The organism is Marispirochaeta aestuarii, assembly GCF_002087085.1.
GTDB classification, from domain to species: domain Bacteria; phylum Spirochaetota; class Spirochaetia; order JC444; family Marispirochaetaceae; genus Marispirochaeta; species Marispirochaeta aestuarii.
Map to the genome: position 1 here is coordinate 1 of NZ_MWQY01000005.1, position 21018 is coordinate 21018.

19 protein-coding genes and 2 tRNA genes are annotated in these 21018 nt (G+C 53.5%); 12 read left to right on the forward strand and 9 right to left on the reverse strand.

The window, feature by feature from the left end:
- Window positions 1-71: 71 nt before the first annotated feature.
- Window positions 72-647 carry a SatD family protein gene (locus B4O97_RS05210; protein WP_158084166.1) on the forward strand — a complete coding sequence of 192 codons (576 nt, stop codon included), beginning with the start codon at window positions 72-74 and terminating at the stop codon, window positions 645-647.
- On the forward strand, window positions 644-1408 hold the full coding sequence (locus B4O97_RS05215; RefSeq protein WP_083048954.1) for a hypothetical protein: 765 nt from the start codon (window positions 644-646) through the stop codon (window positions 1406-1408). The genes B4O97_RS05210 and B4O97_RS05215 overlap by 4 nt, the downstream gene beginning before the upstream one ends.
- Window positions 1409-1454: 46 nt before the next feature.
- On the opposite strand, the gene B4O97_RS05220 is transcribed toward B4O97_RS05215, so the two are convergent.
- The 4 genes from B4O97_RS05220 to B4O97_RS05235 all read right to left on the reverse strand — a co-directional run bounded on the left by B4O97_RS05220 (window position 1455) and on the right by B4O97_RS05235 (window position 3482).
- A complete protein-coding gene (locus tag B4O97_RS05220; RefSeq protein ID WP_198947021.1) occupies window positions 1455-2357 on the reverse strand; it encodes a nucleotidyl transferase AbiEii/AbiGii toxin family protein in 903 nt (300 codons plus the stop codon).
- Complete coding sequence (locus B4O97_RS05225; RefSeq protein WP_083048958.1) at window positions 2354-2947, reverse strand: type IV toxin-antitoxin system AbiEi family antitoxin domain-containing protein; 594 nt, start codon at window positions 2945-2947, stop codon at window positions 2354-2356. The genes B4O97_RS05220 and B4O97_RS05225 overlap by 4 nt, the downstream gene beginning before the upstream one ends.
- Before the next feature lie 239 nt (window positions 2948-3186).
- Window positions 3187-3260: transfer RNA gene (locus B4O97_RS05230), tRNA-Arg, on the reverse strand.
- Between the two features lie 149 nt (window positions 3261-3409).
- A tRNA-Pro gene (locus B4O97_RS05235) sits at window positions 3410-3482 on the reverse strand.
- A gap of 93 nt (window positions 3483-3575) precedes the next feature.
- On the opposite strand from B4O97_RS05235, the gene nth reads away from it, so the two are divergent.
- Window positions 3576-4232 (forward strand): endonuclease III, encoded by a 657-nt coding sequence (gene nth / locus B4O97_RS05240; protein ID WP_083048959.1) that lies wholly within the window; start codon window positions 3576-3578, stop codon window positions 4230-4232.
- 8 nt (window positions 4233-4240) lie between these two features.
- Here the strand turns inward: nth and B4O97_RS05245 are convergent, their stop codons facing one another.
- The 3 genes from B4O97_RS05245 to B4O97_RS05255 are packed head-to-tail and all read right to left on the reverse strand — an operon-like array spanning window position 4241 to window position 6807.
- Entirely contained in the window at window positions 4241-5086 is an 846-nt protein-coding gene (locus B4O97_RS05245; protein ID WP_083048961.1) for an MBL fold metallo-hydrolase, read from the reverse strand.
- Window positions 5087-5146: 60 nt separating this feature from the next.
- The gene (locus B4O97_RS05250; protein ID WP_083048962.1) at window positions 5147-6052 is read right to left on the reverse strand and encodes a dihydroorotate dehydrogenase; all 906 of its coding nucleotides are present in this window, start codon (window positions 6050-6052) and stop codon (window positions 5147-5149) included.
- Complete coding sequence (locus B4O97_RS05255; protein ID WP_233142936.1) at window positions 6043-6807, reverse strand: dihydroorotate dehydrogenase electron transfer subunit; 765 nt, start codon at window positions 6805-6807, stop codon at window positions 6043-6045. Before B4O97_RS05255 ends, B4O97_RS05250 begins: the two co-directional genes overlap by 10 nt.
- A 288-nt stretch (window positions 6808-7095) precedes the next feature.
- On the opposite strand from B4O97_RS05255, the gene B4O97_RS05260 reads away from it, so the two are divergent.
- The 8 genes from B4O97_RS05260 to B4O97_RS05295 all read left to right on the forward strand — a co-directional run bounded on the left by B4O97_RS05260 (window position 7096) and on the right by B4O97_RS05295 (window position 16157).
- Complete coding sequence (locus tag B4O97_RS05260) at window positions 7096-8550, forward strand: spiro-SPASM protein (protein WP_158084167.1); 1455 nt, start codon at window positions 7096-7098, stop codon at window positions 8548-8550.
- Window positions 8525-9487: a glycosyltransferase family protein gene (locus tag B4O97_RS05265; RefSeq protein ID WP_143305549.1), complete on the forward strand. Its 963-nt coding sequence runs from the start codon at window positions 8525-8527 to the stop codon at window positions 9485-9487. Before B4O97_RS05260 ends, B4O97_RS05265 begins: the two co-directional genes overlap by 26 nt.
- Window positions 9484-10179, forward strand: coding sequence for a cytidylyltransferase domain-containing protein (locus B4O97_RS05270; protein ID WP_233142938.1), 696 nt, complete (start codon window positions 9484-9486; stop codon window positions 10177-10179). The genes B4O97_RS05265 and B4O97_RS05270 overlap by 4 nt, the downstream gene beginning before the upstream one ends.
- An 11-nt stretch (window positions 10180-10190) precedes the next feature.
- The gene (locus B4O97_RS05275) at window positions 10191-11972 is read left to right on the forward strand and encodes a methyltransferase domain-containing protein (protein ID WP_083048970.1); all 1782 of its coding nucleotides are present in this window, start codon (window positions 10191-10193) and stop codon (window positions 11970-11972) included.
- Window positions 11962-13560: an ATP-grasp domain-containing protein gene (locus tag B4O97_RS05280; protein WP_233142940.1), complete on the forward strand. Its 1599-nt coding sequence runs from the start codon at window positions 11962-11964 to the stop codon at window positions 13558-13560. Before B4O97_RS05275 ends, B4O97_RS05280 begins: the two co-directional genes overlap by 11 nt.
- A 17-nt stretch (window positions 13561-13577) precedes the next feature.
- Window positions 13578-14582: an N-acetylmuramoyl-L-alanine amidase family protein gene (locus B4O97_RS05285; protein WP_158084168.1), complete on the forward strand. Its 1005-nt coding sequence runs from the start codon at window positions 13578-13580 to the stop codon at window positions 14580-14582.
- A gap of 25 nt (window positions 14583-14607) precedes the next feature.
- Window positions 14608-15087 carry a GerMN domain-containing protein gene (locus B4O97_RS05290; RefSeq protein ID WP_158084169.1) on the forward strand — a complete coding sequence of 160 codons (480 nt, stop codon included), beginning with the start codon at window positions 14608-14610 and terminating at the stop codon, window positions 15085-15087.
- A 119-nt stretch (window positions 15088-15206) separates the two neighbouring features.
- A complete protein-coding gene (locus B4O97_RS05295) occupies window positions 15207-16157 on the forward strand; it encodes a flagellar filament outer layer protein FlaA (protein ID WP_083048975.1) in 951 nt (316 codons plus the stop codon).
- Window positions 16158-16407: 250 nt separating this feature from the next.
- Here B4O97_RS05295 and B4O97_RS05300 read toward each other — a convergent pair whose 3' ends face one another.
- On the reverse strand, window positions 16408-17274 hold the full coding sequence (locus tag B4O97_RS05300; RefSeq protein ID WP_083048976.1) for a hypothetical protein: 867 nt from the start codon (window positions 17272-17274) through the stop codon (window positions 16408-16410).
- Window positions 17275-18435, reverse strand: a complete 1161-nt coding sequence (locus B4O97_RS05305; RefSeq protein WP_083048978.1) for a hypothetical protein — start codon at window positions 18433-18435, stop codon at window positions 17275-17277.
- 195 nt (window positions 18436-18630) lie between these two features.
- On the opposite strand from B4O97_RS05305, the gene B4O97_RS05310 reads away from it, so the two are divergent.
- Window positions 18631-21003 (forward strand): chemotaxis protein CheA, encoded by a 2373-nt coding sequence (locus tag B4O97_RS05310; RefSeq protein WP_083048979.1) that lies wholly within the window; start codon window positions 18631-18633, stop codon window positions 21001-21003.
- Window positions 21004-21018: the final 15 nt, after the last annotated feature.

Sequence of the window (21018 nt, forward strand, 5' to 3'; positions counted from 1 at the left end):
CTCCTGACCAGTCCTTCGAGCCCACTGCTTGAACTGGTTTAATGCGCTGGCCCTGGGTCTTTCAGCGGGGCTTGAAACAGACTCTGAAACAGCTCTCCGGAGCCTCGCCGGAGGCCTATCTGTCCCCGCTGACCATCACCCTGGGGGATGAGTTTCAGGCGGTCTATGGGGACTTCTCTGCGGTTTTTCCCCATATGCTGGAGATCCTTCAGTTTCTTTCCCCCCACAAGCTTCGTGTGGCCCTGGCCTACGGGGAATTGACCACCGATATCAACCCGAAAGCTGCGTTGGAGATGGACGGTCCCGCCTTCAACCTGGCCCGGGGCTGCATGGAAGGCCTTAAAAAACGGCAAAGCACCGCTCTCCTGATTGACGGCCTGCCGGAGGATCGTCTCCCGCTGATAAACGCCGCGTGCACCCTGCTGGCGAATGCCCTGAACGACTGGAAACCCGCTACCCTTCGGATCGCCCGGGGACTGCAGAAGGGGGAGTCGGCGCAGAGCCTCTCCGAAATGCTCGGGATAACCCCCAGGGCGGTTCACAAGAACATCGCCACCAATTACGTTCGGGACATCCTCGCGGCCATGGACGCCATAAACCGGGAAGTCCGGGGCCTGACGGAAGAGAAGGGCGGAAGATTTACATGACAGCGCCTTATCTCTCCTATGCGCTGCTTGTGACGATTCCCCTTCCGCGCATTCTTATGCATCTTCGCCGGTATCCGGGGCCGGGCCTTAAGGCGCTTGCGGCTGCTCTGGTTTATCCAGTTGTGCTCCTGTTGCCCCTGAAGATTGAGTCTCATACCGGATTGCTGATCATCCTGTCCGCTGCAGTTCCCATATACCATATCCTGCTGATCAGGATGATTCGCAACCAGCATCTGGCGGCCTCCCTGCTCCTGCTGCTGAATCTCGTAACAATACCTGCGGTGTTCGGCAGGCCGGAGCTGGTCTCCGGCTTCTCGGATTTCCTGCTGTCCCGGCTGGACAATCTGGCGGCAGCGAACCTGGCAGTTGCGGCTGTCAGCCCCGGGGAGATAGAAGCCTTTCTGTTCTACGGGATGGGAATAATGCTGGTTTCCGTGGGCCTGAACGATCCCATCGCTCTCTTTCTGAAGCGTTCCCACCTGATGCCAGGGTTCGCGGGGGATTCTTCATCTCCGAATCCTGCTCCCGCTGATCCGGAGCCTGCCAGGGGGCGGATAATCGGCTATCTGGAGCGGGGGATTATTCTCGTCCTCATGCTCAGCGGCAACATCGGCGCCATCGGTTTTGTCCTGGCTGCAAAGGGGATAACCCGCTTCAGGCAGCTGGACGACCGGGATTTCGCGGAATATGTGCTCATCGGCACCCTTCTGTCGGTGGGGGCGACCATGCTGACCGGAGTTGTTCTGTCGGCGTTTGTATGACCGGGAGCAGGGGATCGGCGCTTTGTCCTGTGGCACGTTTAAATGTTTACTGCCAGCCATGAGCAGGAGTCCACTGCATTGAAAAAAGGGATTCATGGGAAAGTGCTGTAACTACCGGTATCAGAAAATCTAATACTACCTGTGCAATTTGTTCGAACGATGCCGGTATATACTCCAGCTTCATTCGCCGTCTAAATGCTGACCACTGGATTTGCTTTTCTGTGATGAACCTATCCTCGGTAACAGGAAGATCTGCTGATACTGTGGTTCCTCGCTGCTTGAATGTTCTTGAAAGTGCTTCAGCAAGAACCGGGCCTTCAAAACTGAATTGCCGCGACAGGAGCCAGATATCGAAAAAATCCTTCATTCTGCTATTCAGGTAGCCATGCTTAACCATTGCTTCCAGTTTTTCCGCAATTGCACTTTCCCGGCTGTAACAGAACATGCTAGGCGCCGGGTGCTCTAACAATGTTGGGAAAGAGGACTTCCGGGGTGCCGGATATACACTATCACCAAAACCAATATCCAGCTGGAAATTGATTCGGGCAGTATCGAGAGTTCCCCTGAAGAAGACACGTACCCCTGAATACTCAGCTTCCTGAGTTATCTCTTCGCTGGAGATTGTCTCTGGATAGAAAAGAACTCCGTCGGAGTCTACCTCTACAGCAAGGATTTCGCGAACCTGTGCTTCGATTTTTTCGGGTGAGTTCTCGGCATGACCCAACAGATCAATATCCATGGTCGGACGATGTTGTGGAGACTGCCATACCCGGAGCATCAGAGCACCTTTGAGAATAAAACGATCTGCATATCTTGACTGTGAAAGACGATACAAAAATCGCTCCATGCCGTAATACTGTAAAACCTCAGTGAAAGGTCTATTCTCTGCTTTTGAGAGGTTTAATAGACGCTGTCGGACCGAGGCTGCTACGTTTTTTGCTTCTTTCACAGGAGAGCCTCCAGATATGGCTGTATACCACGATCTACCCGGCATAGTTCTGCATAGTGCATAATTGCAGTGAAATTGCTATTTTTCTGAGATGTATAGAGTTTGAGTGCTTCAAGGAAAATATCGAGTCCAAGTTTATTGCGAAACTTGAAGCAGTCGACCAGGGTTTTTTCCTTATCATAGATATTCACCAGTACCCCATCAATCAGATGTTCTTCGACTCCGGATTTATATGCCAGATCAGAAAACTTATGCACACTTATTGGCGGAAAATCGATTCGAGGTGCTCTGACGGTATGGGGTAGTGCAATAAACACAGAATGGGGGATTTGCGTTGTCAGGTTGTGATAAGCGAGGGCTGAGACAAGGCAGATTACCGCATTAGGGGTTCGAAGGGCAACTGTTACCAGATCGGGGTTGCTTATGTCTGGCAGGGAGGCAAGCCGGTAGACTCCACGGCTTACCTGTTCAATAATCCCCCTATCGCGAAGCGAATACAGGGTATACCGATTGATACCTAGTTTGATAGCTTGAGACATGCGGAGTTGACCGCCATGTTGAAGAAAGATCTCTTCCGGTGTTTTTTTCATGTATTACTACCCAGACAAAATGATAATATTTGTCTTCAAAATATAGCATTATGTCTGGAGAGTGTATAGGATTACATGCTATTCCTTTGGCAGGCTGGCTGCCCAAGAAGATTCTTTCTCCTCCGCCTGGGGCGTCGGACTGGCACTTTGTCCTGTGGCCAAAGTGATTGGCTACGGCTCGAATCCTCTCGGGTCCCCGAGAAATGTCAGAGGCCCCCAAAAGGGGGCCTCAGCCGTTGCACGCCCAAGAGGATTCGAACCTCTGACCCACGGCTTAGAAGGCCGTTGCTCTATCCAACTGAGCTATGGGCGCATGGTATACATCGGGATGAGAGGATTCTTATCCTTGCCCATGTTCCATGAGCTGCGGACTGGCGTTTCCGATAAACGGAAACACTACGCCGAGGTTTGAATCCTCAGGTTAATCCGTTAATAACAGATCACCCTCTATCTCGAAGTTCATCGGGATGAGAGGATTCGAACCTCCGATCCCCTGGTCCCAAACCAGGTGCCCTAGCCACTGGGCCACATCCCGTACAGGTGGATCAGTATATCGATTCGCCGCTTCAGGGTCAATATTCCCTGAAATCCGATTGACACTGAGGGCGGCATCGGGTTTAGTCATTTCATGGAGTATCCCCGTTCCAGAATTCTGAAGATCTACGATATACTCAACAAACGTTACCCCGATCCCCGTACCCTGCTGCACTTTCGAAATCCCTTTGAGCTGCTCATTTCGGTAATCCTCTCCGCCCAGACAACGGACCGGCAGGTCAACGAGGTCACCCCTGGGCTTTTTGAAGCCTATCCTGACGCCGCATCTTTGAGCAGGGCGGAGCAGGAAAGCGTGGAGAATCTGGTCCGCAGCACAGGGTTTTACCGGCAGAAGGCAAAGAATATTATTGCAACGGCCAGACAGCTGGAGGATGTTCACGGAGGCGCAGTCCCGGCCGGCATGGACGAACTGACCCGTCTGCCGGGGGTGGGCAGAAAAAGCGCCAACGTTGTGCTGGGACATATTTATAATCGTCCTGCCGTAATCGTGGACACCCATTTTTCCCGGGTGGTACGAAGGCTGGGTTTAACCCAGGCAGAACAGCCGGAGAAAATAGAAAAAGAGATTGCCCTGCTGCTGGCCCCGGAGTTTCATACCCGCTTTTCCATGGTGATAAATTATCATGGCAGGGATCTGTGTCTGGCCAGGAGGCCGAAGTGCGGCGAATGTCCCTTGAATACACTGTGTCCCTGGTATTCCGAAAAACCTGCTGTTGTGCTCCGCGAATAATTTAGGGTTTAAGGTAAATTGATTTCCTGCCCTTCATATACGGCAAAACTGTGGGTCGTACCCTGCTTCCTGCTGATTATCTCCCGGCTTACTGCTTCGATTCTCTCTATATCACCGTCACAGTGGTCGGGATCGTGGTGAAAAATACCGTAATTTTTAACCCCGGAATGAAGAGCGAAAAGGGCTGCATCGACGAAAGTGGAGTGGCCCCATCCTTTGGTATGTTTATACTCTTCGGGAGTGTACTGGGCGTCATGCAGCAGCAGGTCCGCATTCTTTGCGAAGTTGATGTATTCGGTATAGGAACGTCTTCCCTCATGATCATGACCCAGTTCGTTGTCCGTCAGGAAGACAAAGGATGCATCCTTGTCCTGTAATCGGAAACCGAAGCCTCCGTTGGGATGGCTGAGGGGAATGGGAATTAATTCAGCCGTTCCTATCCTGCGTACAATGGGCATTCCGTGACTGAAATCGAAGTTTGCCTTGAGGGAACTGAAGCGGGCGGGAAAGTAGGGTGCTTCCATCTGATGTTCCAGATACTTTTTCACTGATTCCTTCGCGATGGGGCCGCCCCGGACGTTTATGGTATAGTTTTCCCTGTAGGCGGGTAAAAAGAAGGGAAAGCCCATCAGGTGGTCCCAGTGGGAGTGGGTAAGAACCAGATACAACTCCCTGCAGCTGTCGTCCCGGACAATCCTTTTTCCCAGCTTTCGCAATCCGGATCCGGCGTCGAAGATTACAACGCTGCCGTCTCTCAGGCTGACCTCGATACAGCTGGTATTGCCGCCGAATTTGATGGTGGATTTACCGGGCGTTGGAATGGATCCGCGGCATCCCCATATCCTGATTTTCATAATACCAGTATAGCATACCTTCCGGGATCCATGACCCGTCGGAGCGATCTGCAAGGCTGATCAGGGTATGTACCGATGAAAATCCTTAAGCGATTCAAGTCCTTCCTCTTTCATATAGGCCTTGATTCCCGCAAGGACCTTTACCGGTGCTGCAGGATCGACGAAGGTGGCCGTACCGATCTGAACGGCCGAGGCCCCCGCCAGCAGGTACTCGATGGCGTCCTCAGCGTTCTGTATGCCTCCGATTCCTATAACGGGAATACCTACTGCCCGTTTAACCCTGTATACGGCGGCTACCCCGACGGGTTTGATCGCCGGGCCGGAGAGCCCGCCTGTTCCAGCCGGGAGGACCGGCTTTTTTTTGTGTATATCGATAACCATACCCACCAGGGTGTTTATGCAGCTTACGGCGTCGGCGCCTCCGGCCTCGGCGGCCTTTGCGATGGAGGCAATGTCCGTCACGTTGGGGGTGAGCTTTATTATCATCGGTTTGGGGCTTAAACCCCGCAGTTTACGGGTCAGGCCCTCCACATACGCGGGGTTGCTTCCAAAGGCCAGACAGCCTTCCTTTACATTGGGACAGCTCAAGTTTATTTCGTAGCCCCAGACCTCATCGAATTCGTCAAGTTCCTCCACAACCCTGCAGTAGTCCTCATCGTTTTTACCCGCCACGTTGACGACTACCGGACAGGGAAAGCGGCGGAAGAGGGGAAGCTTTTCCGAGATAAAGCGCTCGAGTCCCACGTTGGCAAGGCCGATGGAGTTCAGCAGTCCCGCGGGGGTTTCTATTATGCGGGGTATGTCGTTCCCCGGACGCGCTTCCGGGGTTACCGCCTTTGAATAGATTGCGCCTAAACTGGAGAGGTCCACCAGCTCCTCGTATTCACTGCCGTAGCCGAAGGTTCCGGAGGCGACCCCGGTGGGATTGGGGAGCTTTTTAGTTCCGATCTGTACTGTCAGTTCCATTGGATGTCCCTGCTGTCAAAGATTGGTCCGTCGGCGCAGACGCGGGCATAGCGCTCATGCCCTGTGAGCCGGATTACGCAGCCCATACAGGCCCCGACTCCGCAGGCCATGGTCTGTTCCATGGAGACGCTGCAGGGGGCATCGAGTTCAAGAGCCTTCCGGTGGATCGCCATCATCATCGGGTTCGGGCCGCAGGCGTAGAACCGGGGATGTGCGGGATACTGTGAGGGCAGGGCATCCACGACGGTCCCGTGAATACCGATGCTGCCGTCATCCGTGGCAAAAAGGGGTACCAGGTCCTCTGTTATTGAGGAGTCCGGCAGATACTCTCCGCTGCGGGCGCCGATGATCAGGGTAAAATCCCTGCCTGCCTGTTTCAGCCCCCGGGCAAAGTATAGAATCGGCCCCATACCGATTCCGCCGGCAACAAGTACGGGGTGTTCGTTCTTCTCCGGTTCCGGCCAGGAGTTCCCCAGGGGAGCGATTATGTCCAGGGCGTCTCCTTCGCGCATTCCTGCCAGCATATCCGTCCCCGGACCGCGGCGCTGGTAGATCATGCGCGCCTTTCCGTCCCCGTGGCCTGCAAAGGCAAAGGGCCGTCTTAAAAGCGGAGCCGGTCCTTCCCCGATTTTCACTGTAAGGAACTGTCCGGGAAGAGGGATGTTTTTGTCCGAAAAATCACAGGAGAACTCGAGCTCAAAATAGTCCCTGGCTATCTCCCGGTTGTGCGTCAGGTGAACCTTTTCCTGGACCACAGTGCCCTCCGTCTTGATCAGGGGAATTCTGGTACAAATCGGTCCATAGTGCTACTATAGGGCAATATGCTGTCCCATGCAGCGTACGGATACCGTTTCCAGCTGCTTTCAGTATAGACCGGGTTTCCCCTGCTGATAAAGTGCCCGGTTATTTCATTCCGTCTGAAGGGAGGAATATCGGAGAGCCCCCGGCGTTTTTTCTAAGCCCGGCAGGCGGCATGTCGATATTATGGATATATGGCTAATCTCGCGCTAATAAATTGTACGTCCCTTTCTCAGGAGGCCTTTATGCCTCTCTGCGACGGGAAATCGGCTTTCGATCTGGTCATCGAGCTGGCCGGGAAACTGCCGGATATTTCCGGACTCGTCTGCCTTTGCTCCCGGGAAAACGATCTCCATGGAAAGATGGACGGCGTTTCCTGTATTTCCGGAATAGACAGCCCCGGGACACTCTTCGCCGCCCTGCAGAGCCTGTGCGAAAAGCAGCCGGAGTTGAACTCATTATTCTATCTGTACGGGGATACCCCCTTTGTTGATCCCGCTCTTTCGGAGCGGATGTGGAACAACCACCGCCGTTACCATGCAGACTATACCTTTGCCGACGCCTATCCTGCGGGAATAGCCCCGGAGATCATCCGTGCATCCGCCGTCTCCGCCCTGGCACAACTGGCGGAGGGAATGAAGGGGCCGCTAAAACGGGATACGGTGTTCGAGGTGCTTCGCAGGGATATTAATGCCTTCGAGATCGAGACGGAAATTCCACCCCTGGACCTCAGGATGCTCCGGATATGCCTGGCCGCGGAAGACAGGGCCGGGTACATGCTGGTTAAGCGGGTTTGTGAGGCGGGAGTCCGGGGCGCCGAGGCGCTGCTTCGTTATCTTGATGAAAACCAGAGGATCCTCCGGACGCTTCCCGCCTACCTTTCTGTTCAGATCAGTGCCGGATGTCCCCAGGTCTGTACATACTGTCCCTATCCCGGCGTGGCGGGGGATGTGGAAAAGCTTACGGATACCATGCCTGTGGGACGTTTCAGGGAACTTTTGCAGGGCTATTCTGATTTTGCCGGACGGGGATACGTCAATCTTTCGCCCTGGGGCGAGCCGGCACTGCACCCGGAGATATACGATATTCTGGATACGCTGCTGGATTACCCGAATCTGACGGGTGTGCTGGAGACCGCCGGTATCGGTTGGGATCGGGAAGCCCTTAAAAAACTGGCAGACCGAGCCGGGGAACAGCTTATCTGGATCGTCTCCCTCGATGCCCTGACTGAAGAAACCTACCGAAGGCTCAGGGGAAAAGGCTTTCAGGAGGCGGTTGATACCGCTGTGTATCTGCTGGAACTCTTTCCTTCCAGCGCCTGGGTCCAGGCTGTCCGCATGGACAGCAACGAGGAGGAGCTGGAGAAGTTCTATCGCTTCTGGAAGGAGCGTACGGAGAATATTATCATCCAGAAGTACGACCATTTTTCCGGCAGACTTCCCCAGCGCCGGGTGGCGGATATATCTCCCCTCAAGCGGAATCCCTGCTGGCATCTGAAGCGGGACCTGGTGGTGCTGATCAACGGCGATGTTCCCATGTGCCGTGAGGACCTGGACGGTCAATATTCTCTGGGAAACATTTTCAGAGACGGTTTCGAAGCAGTCTGGAAGAGAGGGGAGGAATACTATCTTCAGCATCTTGAGCAGAAATATCCCTCCCTGTGCAGTGAGTGCGATGAGTACTACACCTTCAACTACTGATAATAAAACCAGGGTGCCCTATACCGTTCTCGGCGGTGACAGGGAACGGGAAGGGAATCCTGATCTGCCCCTTACGGTCCTGCTTCTGAACCGGGGTACCCGGGTATACCGCAGCGAGGTTCTGCAGGAGATTGAACGGCTGCGGCCTGCGGAGATCATCTCTCTGGAGGGCTCCCGCAACACCTATGACCTCGAACCCCTGGCACGGAAGTTTCCCCGGGTTCGCTTTATCCGGCTTCACAGGCAGGTCAGCCTGGGCGAGTACCTGAATATCGGAATGGACGAGGCCCGGGGAACCTATGTTCTGGTCATCTGGAACGAGATGCGGATAAGCCAGGTCACGCCCAGGGCCCTGGAGCGGGTGGCTGAACAGCCCGGCGTCTGTACTGTTCCAGTTCTTTTGAATCAGCGGAATGAGACAATTCCCACCATGATGGCCCCGGGCTTTCATAGAAAACGGCTCAAGGTTCTGCCCTTTATCTCCAGGAGCGACGGCATGCTGAGCCTTTTTCCCTATGATCATTGCGGTCTTTATCGTCGCAGTCAGTTCAATCTTCTCGGGGGCTTTGATCCGGAAATCGAGAACCCCTACTGGCAGCTCCTGGATTTCGGTTTCCGGGCTTATCTGTGGGGCGAGCGGATAAGCTCTTCAAACCAGTTTCGTATCGTCATGACCAGTGATCCGCCGACCCAGGATACTACCCCCGATGCCGGGTACCGCCGCTTTTTTCTAAAGAACCTGGCAATCCGTTTTGACAAGGACCGGGGAGTGCTTCCCCGTTCGCGTTTTCTCCCCTTTTATCTGCGTTCAGGCGCAACCTTTGTCGAGGCCCTCAGGGAATTCAGGGAAGCCGCAGCCTGGGTGGGCCTGCATCAGTACCGCTTTGTGCAGGATGCACGGACTATCGCCGATTTGTGGGAGGTCCCCGAAACGTGACAGGGGTTATTCTTCAGGCACGTCTGGATTCCTCCAGACTGCCGGCAAAGGCTCTGCTGGATCTTCAGGGTAAAACCGTTGTAGAGCACGCCATGGCGGCACTCAGGAAGCTTAGCTCCGCCGAGGTTTTTATCCTGGCAACGGACCCGGAGAGTGCGGATTTTTTCCGCCGAAAGGCGGAAGCAGAGGGATTTGAATTATTCATCGGCCCCAAGGAGGATGTCCTCCGGCGTTTTGCCGATGCCGCCCGTCACTACGGTCTCGATCTGATCGTCCGGGCTACCGGGGACAATCCTCTTGTTTCCTGGGAGATTGCCGGGGAGTCCCTTGATCTGCAGAGAGAAGCGGCAGCCGATTATGCCGCATGTACGGATGCTCCCCTGGGAACAGGGGTGGAGGTCATCGCCGCCCGGGCCCTTCTTGAGGCGGACAGGCTGGCCAGGGATCCCTACGAACGGGAACATGTCTGCCCTTATCTCTACCGCAGGCCCGAGGAATATAAAATCAGCGTCTCTCCTGTAAGGGAATCCCGCCGCCTTCCTGAAGCCCGGGTTACGGTGGATACCCTGGAGGATTACCGGCATATTTCCGCTCTCTTCAGAAGTCTGTATAGGGGTACTCCAATAGCCCTGGAGGATGTTCTCGACTACCTGAAAACAGAAGCTTCAGGAAAAGCGGATACCTCCGGGTAAATGGCAGGACTATGGGTAAAGAAGGAAGTAAAAAGATACTGGCTGTTCCGTCGGTACGCAGGGGAAACGGAAGCGGCCATCTTCATCGCATGCTGCACCTTGCCGCCGAGCATCCCCGCAGGGTTTCTCTTTTTCTCGACAGAACCGGAAAACTGACTCCGGGACCGACGATCAATCTGAAACCCTACGAGGAGTTTATCCGGTCCGAGATCGACTTTCGGCAGCTGCAGAAAGAATCCTGGAGTTATATTCTGCTGGACCAGCGGGAGACCCCGGTTTCTCTTCTTGCCGGTCTGAAGGAACTGATTCCCGGCACCCCTGTTGCGGCAGTCGATGAGGGCGGCAAACACCGCAAGTCTCTTGAATACCTTATCGATACCCTGCCGAGTCTTCGCCGGCAGGAATGCAACCTCTTCAAGCCTGACCTGAATCCGCGGCCGCTTCGGCGCAGCTTATACTACAACTGTCCTTTAAAATTCGAGAAGGTACTGATCAGTTTCGGTGGAGAAGATCCCAGGGGACTTACCCTGCCCACCCTCATAGCTCTGGGGAAGATACCTTTTCTGTCCCGAACCTCCATTACCGTGGCCGCCGGCCCTGCCTTTCGGGAGCTCAGCCTGCCGTCGGATATCGAGATCCTGAGGGCTCCGGGGAACCTTCGGGAGTACCTGTCCGACTACGATTGCCTGATCACCTCCTACGGATTGACGGCCCTGGAAGCCCTTGCTGCGGGTATTCCTGTAGTCACGGTGAATCCCTCCCGGTACCACAGCCGTCTGGCAAAAAAGACGGGCCTTTTGGTCTGCGGCACGGGAAAGCCCGATGCAGGAAGACTGAAAAGAGCCCTGGAAAACCCTCGAAAGCTCATCGGCCGCTGCGCCCTGGCGGAGGAAAACCTGAGGGACACTGCTGACGCTGATCCGTCCCCGGCGGAGCTTTCCCCCTCAGCCTCAGTCTGTCCCGGATGCGGTGCGGCTCCCGGGAGGGTTCTGGGACGCTTTCCTGAGCGGACCTTTTATCGATGCGCCTCATGCACCCTGGTTTATCAACAGCGCTGGATTCCGGATTCAACCGTTTACAACCACGCCTATTTTTTCGATGAGTACAAACGACAGTACGGAAAGAGTTACCTCGACGATTTTGCACATATCCGCAGCATGGGAAGGGAGCGGCTCAGGAATATTCGTATCGAAAATTCCGACCCGTCGCTTCTGGATGTGGGCTGTGCCTATGGACCTTTCCTGGAAGCTGCTCGGGAGGCCGGTTTCCGGATCGAAGGCCTCGAACCGTCCAAAGAAGCGGCCCGCTGGGCGGAGGAGCACCTTGGATGCAGGGTTTCCCCCATGGGTCTTGAGGAGTTTGTCCGGAAGAATCCTCAGAAAAAATGGGACGTCGTAACTCTCTGGTATGTAATCGAGCATTTTCCCGATCTGGAGAGTGCCCTGCAACAACTTTCCGGCATGGTAAAACCCGGGGGTATGCTGGCTCTGGGGACCCCCAACGGCGCCGGTATAAGTGCCAGAAGGAATCTGAAGAAATTTCTCGCCGCGAGTCCCGCGGATCACTATACAATTCTCAGTCCGAAATCGGTAAAACGGCTCCTGAAACAAAAGGGTTTCAGGGTGGAAAAAATGAGGATTCCCGGAATGCACAGGGAGCGCTTCCCGGTACTGTTCCGTATACTCTGGCCCTTCACTGCCGGGATAGCCCGCTTGCTGCGTCTGGGAGACACCTTCGAGGTGTACGCCCGCCGTATGGACAGGGAAAGAAAGGATAACTCCCGTGAAGGATAAAATTCGACGCATTTATATTCTGGGAGCGGGGACCATGCAGCTTCCGGCCATCCGTATAGCCAGGGGATTCGGATGGGAGGTAATCTGCGCCGACGGCAATCCTGATGCGCCCGGGAGGGCCGAGGCCCATTATTTTGAGCATATCGATCTGAAGGACAGAGAGGGAATAGCGGAATCCGTAGTCGACTGGAGAAACCGGAGGGGCCTTGACGGGGTATTTACCGCAGGAACGGATTTTTCCGCCGCTGTAGCCTGGGCCGCGGAGAAGGCGGGTCTCCCCGGTATCCCGTATCAGAGCGCTCTGAAGGCCAGTGACAAATTCCTTATGCGCACAGCCTTCGCCGAAGCCGGAGTGCCGTCTCCCCGTTTTGCAGGGATAGAGAATCCCGACCAGTGGCGGGATGCTTTCGAAAAAGCAGGACTCCCCGCGGTGGTGAAGCCGGTGGACAATATGGGCTCCCGGGGAATCCGGCGGGTGGACACCCTCGAGGATGCCCGTTCCGCCGTTGAAGCCGCCTTTGTCTGCTCCGCCTCCGGCAGGGTCATAGTGGAAGAGTATATCGAAGGCCCGGAGTTTTCCCTGGATGCCCTGATTTATCGCGGTGTGTTCAGCCTCTGCGGTATTGCGGACCGGCACATACGCTTTGCCCCCTATTTTATCGAAGTAGGACACACCATGCCGTCAATCTTTCCCGAAGGGGACCGGCAAAGAATTATCGACACCTTCAGGAATGCCGCTTTTGCCCTGGGTATCGACAACGGGGCGGCCAAGGGGGATATCAAGCTGGGCAGATCCGGTCCTGTGGTGGGCGAAGTCGCCGCACGGCTTTCCGGGGGATATATGTCGGGGTGGACCTATCCTCTTTCCTCGGGAGTCGAGGTGACCGCGGGGGCCTTGAGAATTGCCGTGGGAGAGCCTCCCGGAGATCTTGCTCCTGTACAACAGAAAACCTGCGCGGAACGGGCATTTTATTCCATCCCGGGCATTATCGACAGCATCGACGGTTTTTCCGACAGTATGGGAAGCGCCGCCTTTCTTCTGACCTCTCCGGGCAGCAGGGTGGAGTTTCCCCGGAACAATGTGGAAAAATGCGGTAATATAATCTGTGCTGCGGAAACCCGGGAGGATGCCTGCAGCAGGGCGGAAGATCTCTGCCGAAGGGTCATCCTGCGCCTTGCCGCGGGAGGACGGGAGACCCTGGATTTTCTTCGCCGTCGCAGCCATGAATGGGTTCCCGATGCTTTTACCCTGGAGGACCCGGAAAACCGGGATTGGCTGCGGGAACTTGAATATCTCCCGGATTTTGCCAGTCTGCGCAGCACGGGGCCGGTAATCCCCCTGCCGCCGCATCCCGAAAAGGAGACCGCCTGTGACTGGCTGGGCCGCAGTCTGACGGATGCCCTTGAACTGATACAGGCAAAGACCGGTGTACATGCAGCATCTGAACGGGGTAATGTGGGAAGACAGTTCTGGCTCGCTCTTCTTCGGGGAGGCTATCAGGGAGGTCTCTGGTTTCTCGATACCCTCAACGGTTCAGCGGACCAGACCGGATACGGAGAAATTGAGGAGTTTCCTGCAGGATGGTAAGGCCTTTCAGAGCATTTGTGCTTATTTTATCCGGACTGCTCCTGTGCTCAGCGGTATCCTTCGGGGATACCAATATTACGACCCTTATTCAGCGGGTAGGGGGAGAACTCCTGTGGGATCCGGTCCTGGAGCGGGGCATTGTCAACCGGGGCCGGCGGAGCGTTGTCTTCCAGGTGGGGATTCCTTTTCTGCTGAAGGATTTTAACGAAGTTACCGACATCGAAGCCCCCCGTCGAAGGCAGGATGGGAGCGTTGTTGTGAGCGATGAAAGCGCCAAAGCCTTCGTCTCCCTCTTCGCTGTCGACCAGCCTCAGGACTCCTTTACCATCTCCACCATTATTATCGATCCCGGCCACGGCGGAAAGGATCCGGGAACCATCGGGACCCACAACATCGATGGAGAACGGCTCGTCCTGGAAGAAAAGGATCTGGTGCTGAAGGTTTCACAGTCGGTGGTTAATCAGCTGAAAGAGAACTTTCCCGACAAAAATATCATCCTGACCCGCAGTGACGACCGTTACCTTGCCCTGGAAGAACGGACGGCCATAGCCAACGCCGTTGAACTTGCGGAGCAGGAGGCCATGATCTTCATGTCGATTCATGCCAATGCCTCCCTGAACCGGAAGGCCTCTGGTTTCGAGGTCTGGTACCTTCCGCCTGAATACCGGCGGGAAATCGTCGATCCCGAAGATCTGGACCAGGAGCAGAAGACAATCGCGCCCATTCTGAACTCGATTCTGGAAGAGGAATTTACCGTGGAGAGTATTCTGCTGGCAAAGGAGATTCTCGATGGCATGGAAACGACAATCGGAACCGTCAGCGGCAGCAGGGGGCTCAAGGAGGAGTCCTGGTTTGTGGTCAGAAATGCCAAAATGCCTTCGGTCCTGGTGGAAATCGGTTTTGTAACCAATCCCGAAGAGGCGAAGCTTCTGAATACGGAGACACACTTGCAGAAGATCTCTTCGGGCATCTATAATGGGCTTGCCGCCTACATACGGAATTTTGAGAAGAGCGGCGAATAATTCTCTCTTTTGCAAGGATGAGTCTGTGACACTATCAAAAAAGCCGGACACCCTGACCCTTGTCACCGGTCTGGTGCTTCTGATCCTCTTCGTCCTGTCCCTGGTCCTCTATATCATGGATCCCTATAAACAGATACAGCGAAAATTTCTCTTTGTCAGCGAAGCCACCATGTCTCTCGCCGGGGAAGTACGGTCGGTGCCTTTCTCAAACGACAGAGAAAGAAACATTGCAGCATATATAGAAGAGCTTCTTCTGGGACCTGCGGCCCTGAGGCTGCAGAGCATTTTTCCTGAAAATACCAGGCTGAACCAGCTGAAACTGGAAGATAAAGTGCTGTATATTGATTTCTCCCGGGAAATGGTCTTCAATCTCGACAATCATCCCCTTACTCCGGTTGAGATTAAGGACCTGGTGGTCGACAATCTATCTGTAAACTTTCCCGGATTAGAGAAAGTGATCATCACTGTAAACGGTCTCGAGCCTGATTTCGAGATCAAGGAGTAGGGAAAAGGATGGAGGTTTGTTTCGAAAAAGAGAGAAAAAAAGAAAAATCGTTGACAAAAATGTATGGGTACGTATAATTTTAATTGGCTAATGCAATTAATGTGAGAAAGGAGCAATAAATGAAACGGTTTGCAATCCTTCTTTGTCTTCTCATGGTTGTTTCCGGAATGACGATCTCTGCGGAGGAATCTGTATTAATAGATTTTGCATCTCTGACAGCAGACACCGAAACCGGTGAAAACGAAGCGACAATGGTTGATTTCAGTGACAAAGCCGGTACCAGTTTCTCCGATGAAGAGAAGGAGAGGATGAAGACCTCTCTTGCGATCGACAACTGGGATGTCCAGCTTTCCAGTTCCTCCCGGACTGTCGCCAACCAGCGTTATTCCATGACCCGGGAAGCCCCGGTAAAGGATACCGCTCGTCGTTATGCCGGCGAAACAATCATGGGCATAAGGGTTCACTTTCCCCTGGAGTCCTACAACTCCTATGCGGTTGTTAAACCTCCCTTCGAGATTCCGGCGTATTATACCCCGGAAGAACCGGACAAGTTTAACAACTTCGGCGTTCTGAAGAATGTTGGTGTTATCAAGAGTATCTCCATGAACGTTCTCGGAAAGAACTATCCTCACCGGATAGGTCTGATTCTGAAGGACCAGAACAACATGGAACAGACCATCATCATGAACAATCTTGAGTTTGACGGATGGAAGACTCTTACCTGGAATAACCCCAACTACATCGAAGAAGTTCGAAACAGGGAAATCCAGAAATTCCCCCTCTATCCGAAGACCGCCCCTAACTTCAAGCTGATCGGTATCCTCGTATTCCGTGATGCCATGCATGAAGGCGGAGACTTCGTGACCTACGTCAAGGACGTGAGCATGACTTACGACCTCGCGGTTCTCTCTCTGGAATCCGATGTCAACGACGAGGAAATCTGGGGTATTCTCGAGCAGCGTGAAGAAGCCCGGCGTACTGCCGAGTTCGAGCGCCTTGGCAACATTCAGGTTCTGCGTTATCTGGAAGCCCAGAAGATGCACCAGGAACCTGCTGAAGCTGAAGAGTAAGATCCTCTCCCTGCAACAAATCAGTAGCTATCAGAGACCGACCCCTCGGGAAACCGGGGGGGTCTTTTTATACAGGCTGTGTTCATCAGTGTCAGGAGCGTGGACGGACAACGGAGCTTATCCGCTGCTTGGGGCAACGCAGTAATGGCCGTCTTTTTTCTGATTCGGATGATCCATCTGTCGCAAGTGCGCTACTCCCCCACGCTTGATGTCCGATCTGAGCTTCGCGGCCCGGGGGGATCTCTGCAGATCAATCGAGGGAAAACCGGAAACCAGCGGTAAGGGAGAAGAGGTAAACCCCGATTCCCGATTCTGCAAGATCGATGAAGGTATCATTCGCCTCGCCGAAGGAGTAGATATTGCTTTCCAGGTCGAAGAATACATCGAGCCTGTCTGAGCTGCGTACATCGAGGCGTGTTCCGAGGACAAGAGAATTAAGGACATGTTCAACGGTTGCGGCTTCTATAAAGGACAGTGTGCGTGTCTGGTAGGCAAAGGTGAGCTTTACCCGGTAGGGCCTGTTTTTCTGATAGACATCCGTACTGAAGGCGTACTGACGAAAGTGGTTCTCCTTTTCTCCGGAGGAGGTTTTCTCGGTATAGGTTTTATTTTCGAGGGAAACCTCACAGATTGCGTTGGGAATATAGAATCCGACCCCTAGAACACTTTTTTCCTGCAGATAATCCCCGTCCCGTACAATTCTACCGCCTATGCTCGAGTCAGCCCTGAGCCGCGCAAATATGGTTCCCGGAACATCCACCAGGACTTCAGTGGAGATTCCCGGTTTCAGGATTGTATCCCAGTCATTGAGAAATCCAAAAAAGGGACCCGCCTTAAGCTGAAAATAGTCGCTGCGATAATTCAGAAGGGCAGAGACGGAATAACGAAGAACAGGATCATAATAGAGGCCTGTCTCCAGGCTCAGGTTGTCAGCAACCGGGGCGTTCGCAAATACTGATACGCCATACAGGTAATCGGTTCCGCTTATATCGCTGTCATCCTTTTTTCTGTCCGGAGAAAGGTTGAGGCTGCCGGCGTTAAAGGAAGCTCCGATCTCTAAAGCAGAGAGGGATAGTGCAAGGATAAGCAGAAGGCTAATACAGATTCTCTTTTTCATTCAGAACTCCGCGCGTACGCCCAGAAAGGCATAGAACATTTGAGATATATCATTCATCTCCGTCGCAACCCAGCTGAACTTGAGGTTCCATACTGCTCCGGAGGTTATAAAGCTCAGGTAAGGACTGACGACCCCGTCGATATCCGAATCGTCGTTGTAATGGATGGTCCCTTCGATGCCGCCGGCCAGGGGACTGACTTCCGGTTTTCCAAACTGCAGGTTGATATTGGTGTGCATCTCGCCGGTTTCGTCGGTTCCTGAGATCACATATTCCTTATAATAGCTGGGATGGGAAAAGAAGGTGAAGATGAGGCTGCCGCTGCCGAAATGAATCCGGGGCTCGAAGAGAAAATAGAAGAGGCCTATATCCATATCCTCTTCCCCCGGGATGAGCCTGGGGATTCCCACCTGGACAAAGAACTCACCCCTTTCGCTGGCGAAAAGCCCCGCCATAAGGCCCCCATGGTACAATCCGTAATCCCCGTAGGGGTAACTGCCGCCGGCAAAGGCGTCGAGCTTAAAGAACTCCCTGTCCACCGACCATCGCAGATCGCTGGTAAAATGTCCCCGGCCAAGATAGTTGTCCTGATAGGTGTAGACGGACAGCAGCTGCCAGGGGCGGCCGAAATCGGTCTGCAGCTGCAGGCCCGTACCATCCACGGTGTACAGACCATCGTAGACCACGGAGTCGGGAAAGTAGAAGCGTCCCCGGAAGAGAGAAGCCACAGGGTTAGAGCCAAAATAGGAGGGAAAGATTTCACCGTCGCTGAAGGTATCGATTTCACCGGTAAAATAGGAGATATCAAGGGGACCGTAAAAAGCCTCCCGCACAGTTACCTTCGCCGATTTAAGGAACACATAGGAGCTGCTGTTCAAATAACTGATAATTTCCTGGTCTGTATCCCCCGCCTCCAGACTCTCCCTGGGAGGACCGATACTGTCGCTCTCAATTCCGAGGCTCAAGGCTCCGCCGAGCTTATAGCCTCCCTGGATATTGATGTCTATTTCTCCAAAGGTATCCAGCACAAAGCTGTCATCCTCAACTGAACCTGTGGTTGTCAATTCCATTTTAGAGACGGTAAGGTCCGCCGAAATCAGTTTTACCTGCGGAATGAGCAGCAACATGAATACGACGAATCGGAACACATAGCGTTTTTGCATCGGATTACCCCGTTACTTACAATTGTACACCCCATTCGCAGGGTAACTCAATTGCGGCCTTCTTATATTATCGTTGATACCGGGGGAAGACTGTATAGCGGGTATACGAAAGATTTGCCGGCCCCTTTCAGTAAGTCAAATATCTCAAAATCGTGCTTGACTTAACGCTATATATATATAAAGATTAATTCCAAGATGAGCGACTACCTTGATCCAAATAACGAAGAGCTTCTGAAGGATTTCTTCATGGAAGCCAACATGCAGGTAGAGGTTCTCGAGCAGAATATTCTGGTCCTCGAGAACGACCCCACGAACAAGGAGGCGGTGGACGAGATCTTCCGTGCTGCCCATACCCTCAAAGGGGGAGCGGCGACGGTACAGATGAATGATCTGTCCAGCTTTACCCATCTTCTGGAGGACCTGCTTGACGAGATACGGAATGGCTCTGTTCGGGTTAGTGAAGACCTGATCGATGTTCTTCTGGCCTCCATCGATATCATCAAGGGTATTATCGATGCCCGATCCTCCGGCGAGACGTTCACAGGAGATACGGAAGAGACCCGCAGGCGGCTAAAAAGCTTCAGTACTGAGGAATCAGGTGCAAAGACTAAAGAAACAGTGGTTGAGGAAGCCGCTCAACCTTCGACGGTCAGAGATGTATCCGCCGAGGGACCCGGAGGTTCAGATCTTTCCGAGTATGAGATCCTTGAATTGAAGGATGCGGCCAGGGCCGGGGAAAAGATCTACGAAATCGCCGTGGATTTTGACGAAGACAATCCCATGAATACCGTGGGGGGAATACAGCTTTATGCCGCCATCAAGGCAGCAGGTACGGTACTGAAAACAGTACCCGACTTTGAGGAGCTGTATGAGGATCAGTTCCATCCCCGGGTGGTTTACTTTGTCGCCACAGAAGAAACCCTTGACTCCCTGCGTACGCGGGTTGACATCCCGGATGTCGTAAATTCGGTCTCCCTGGCGGAGCTGAGCGGTGAAGCCGCAAAAGAAAAGCCGAAGGCAGAAAAGAAAAAGACAGCGGCTGCTCCTGCTGCTCAATCCAAAAAACCTTCTGCTGCTCCTGCCAGGGAAAAAGTGGAAACTGCCGGTGAAATAGAGTCCCTCTCCGGAGATTTGTCCGGGTCTGCGGAGCCCCAGGCGGCGGCAAAAAAAGGTAAAAAGCTCGGTTCTGTCCTCAGGGTGGACAGTTCCAGAATCGACAACCTTCTGAACCTTGTTTCCGAGGCCGTCATCAATAAGGCGACCTTCAATCAGATCAGCACCCAGTTCTCCGAGACCCAGGAAGAACTTTCCGCAGCTGAAAATCTTTTTCGTGAAAGAATGAAGGAAATCCTGGACCTGGTTCCGAACCTGGCGGAGGAGATGCAGAATGGTTCCTCCGAAAAGGATGTACGGAACCAGCTCAATGAACGCTTCGGCGATCTGATAAATATCTTTGAGCCTTTTGAAAATAAACTTAAAACCGCTGTGAACAAATTCCGCGGTACATCCCAGAACCTGGGAAGGCTGACCAGTGACCTTCATGAGAGGGTTCTTCAGATCCGGATGGTACCGATATCCCAGATTTTTTCCCGCTTTCCCCGGCTCGTACGGGATATTTCAAAATCCCTGAACAAGAAGATCCAGCTTGTGATAGAAGGTGAAGACACGGAGCTCGACAAATCGGTTATCGAGGATCTCCTGGATCCTCTTATCCACTGCGTACGAAATTCCGTGGACCATGGGATTGAGAGCATAGATGACCGCAAGGCCGCCGGAAAAGAAGAAGAGGGTCATATTCTGCTGAGCGCCCGGAACGAAGGCAACATGATTGTCATTGAAATCCAGGACGACGGCAGGGGCATCGACGTCGAATCTGTCCGTTCCAAGGCCATAGAACGGGGTATTATCCATCCCAGTAAAAACCTGTCGGATATTGAAGCCTTCAACCTGATCTTTGAGCCCGGTTTTTCCACCGCGAAATCCGTTACCAGTATCTCGGGCCGGGGAGTCGGACTCGATGTTGTCAGAAAGCAGATCGAGAAGTTGAACGGCAATGTGAGTGTCTGGTCAGAAAAAGGGACCGGTACACGGTTCACTATCAAACTCCCCCTGACTCTTGCCATCATACAGGGACTCCTGGTCCAGGTTGGCGAGGAAATCTATGCCATTCCCATTACATCGGTAATTGACAGTCATCGAATCAGGCCCGAAGAGATCAAGATGATCGACAACTACGAGGTCTTTAATGTCAGGGAGGATGTAATCTCTCTGCTGCGTCTTAACCGGCTTTTCAAGATTCAGACCAGTGAGCAGAGGGAGTATCAGTTCGTTGTCATTGTCGGCAGCGGTGATAAGAAAATGGGATTGATGGTAGATACCCTCATCGGGGAAGAGGACGTGGTTATCAAACCCCTGCGGGATTCTTATACCAATGCTCCCGGAATTGCCGGGGCAACGATACTCGGAGATGGCACAGTCTCGCTGATAATTGACGTAAGCCAGCTGCTTGAACTCGGATTCAGACAGGAGTTGGCGGACCGTCAAAAAAGGGAAGCAACCATTGGCTAGAAATATTGGGGATAC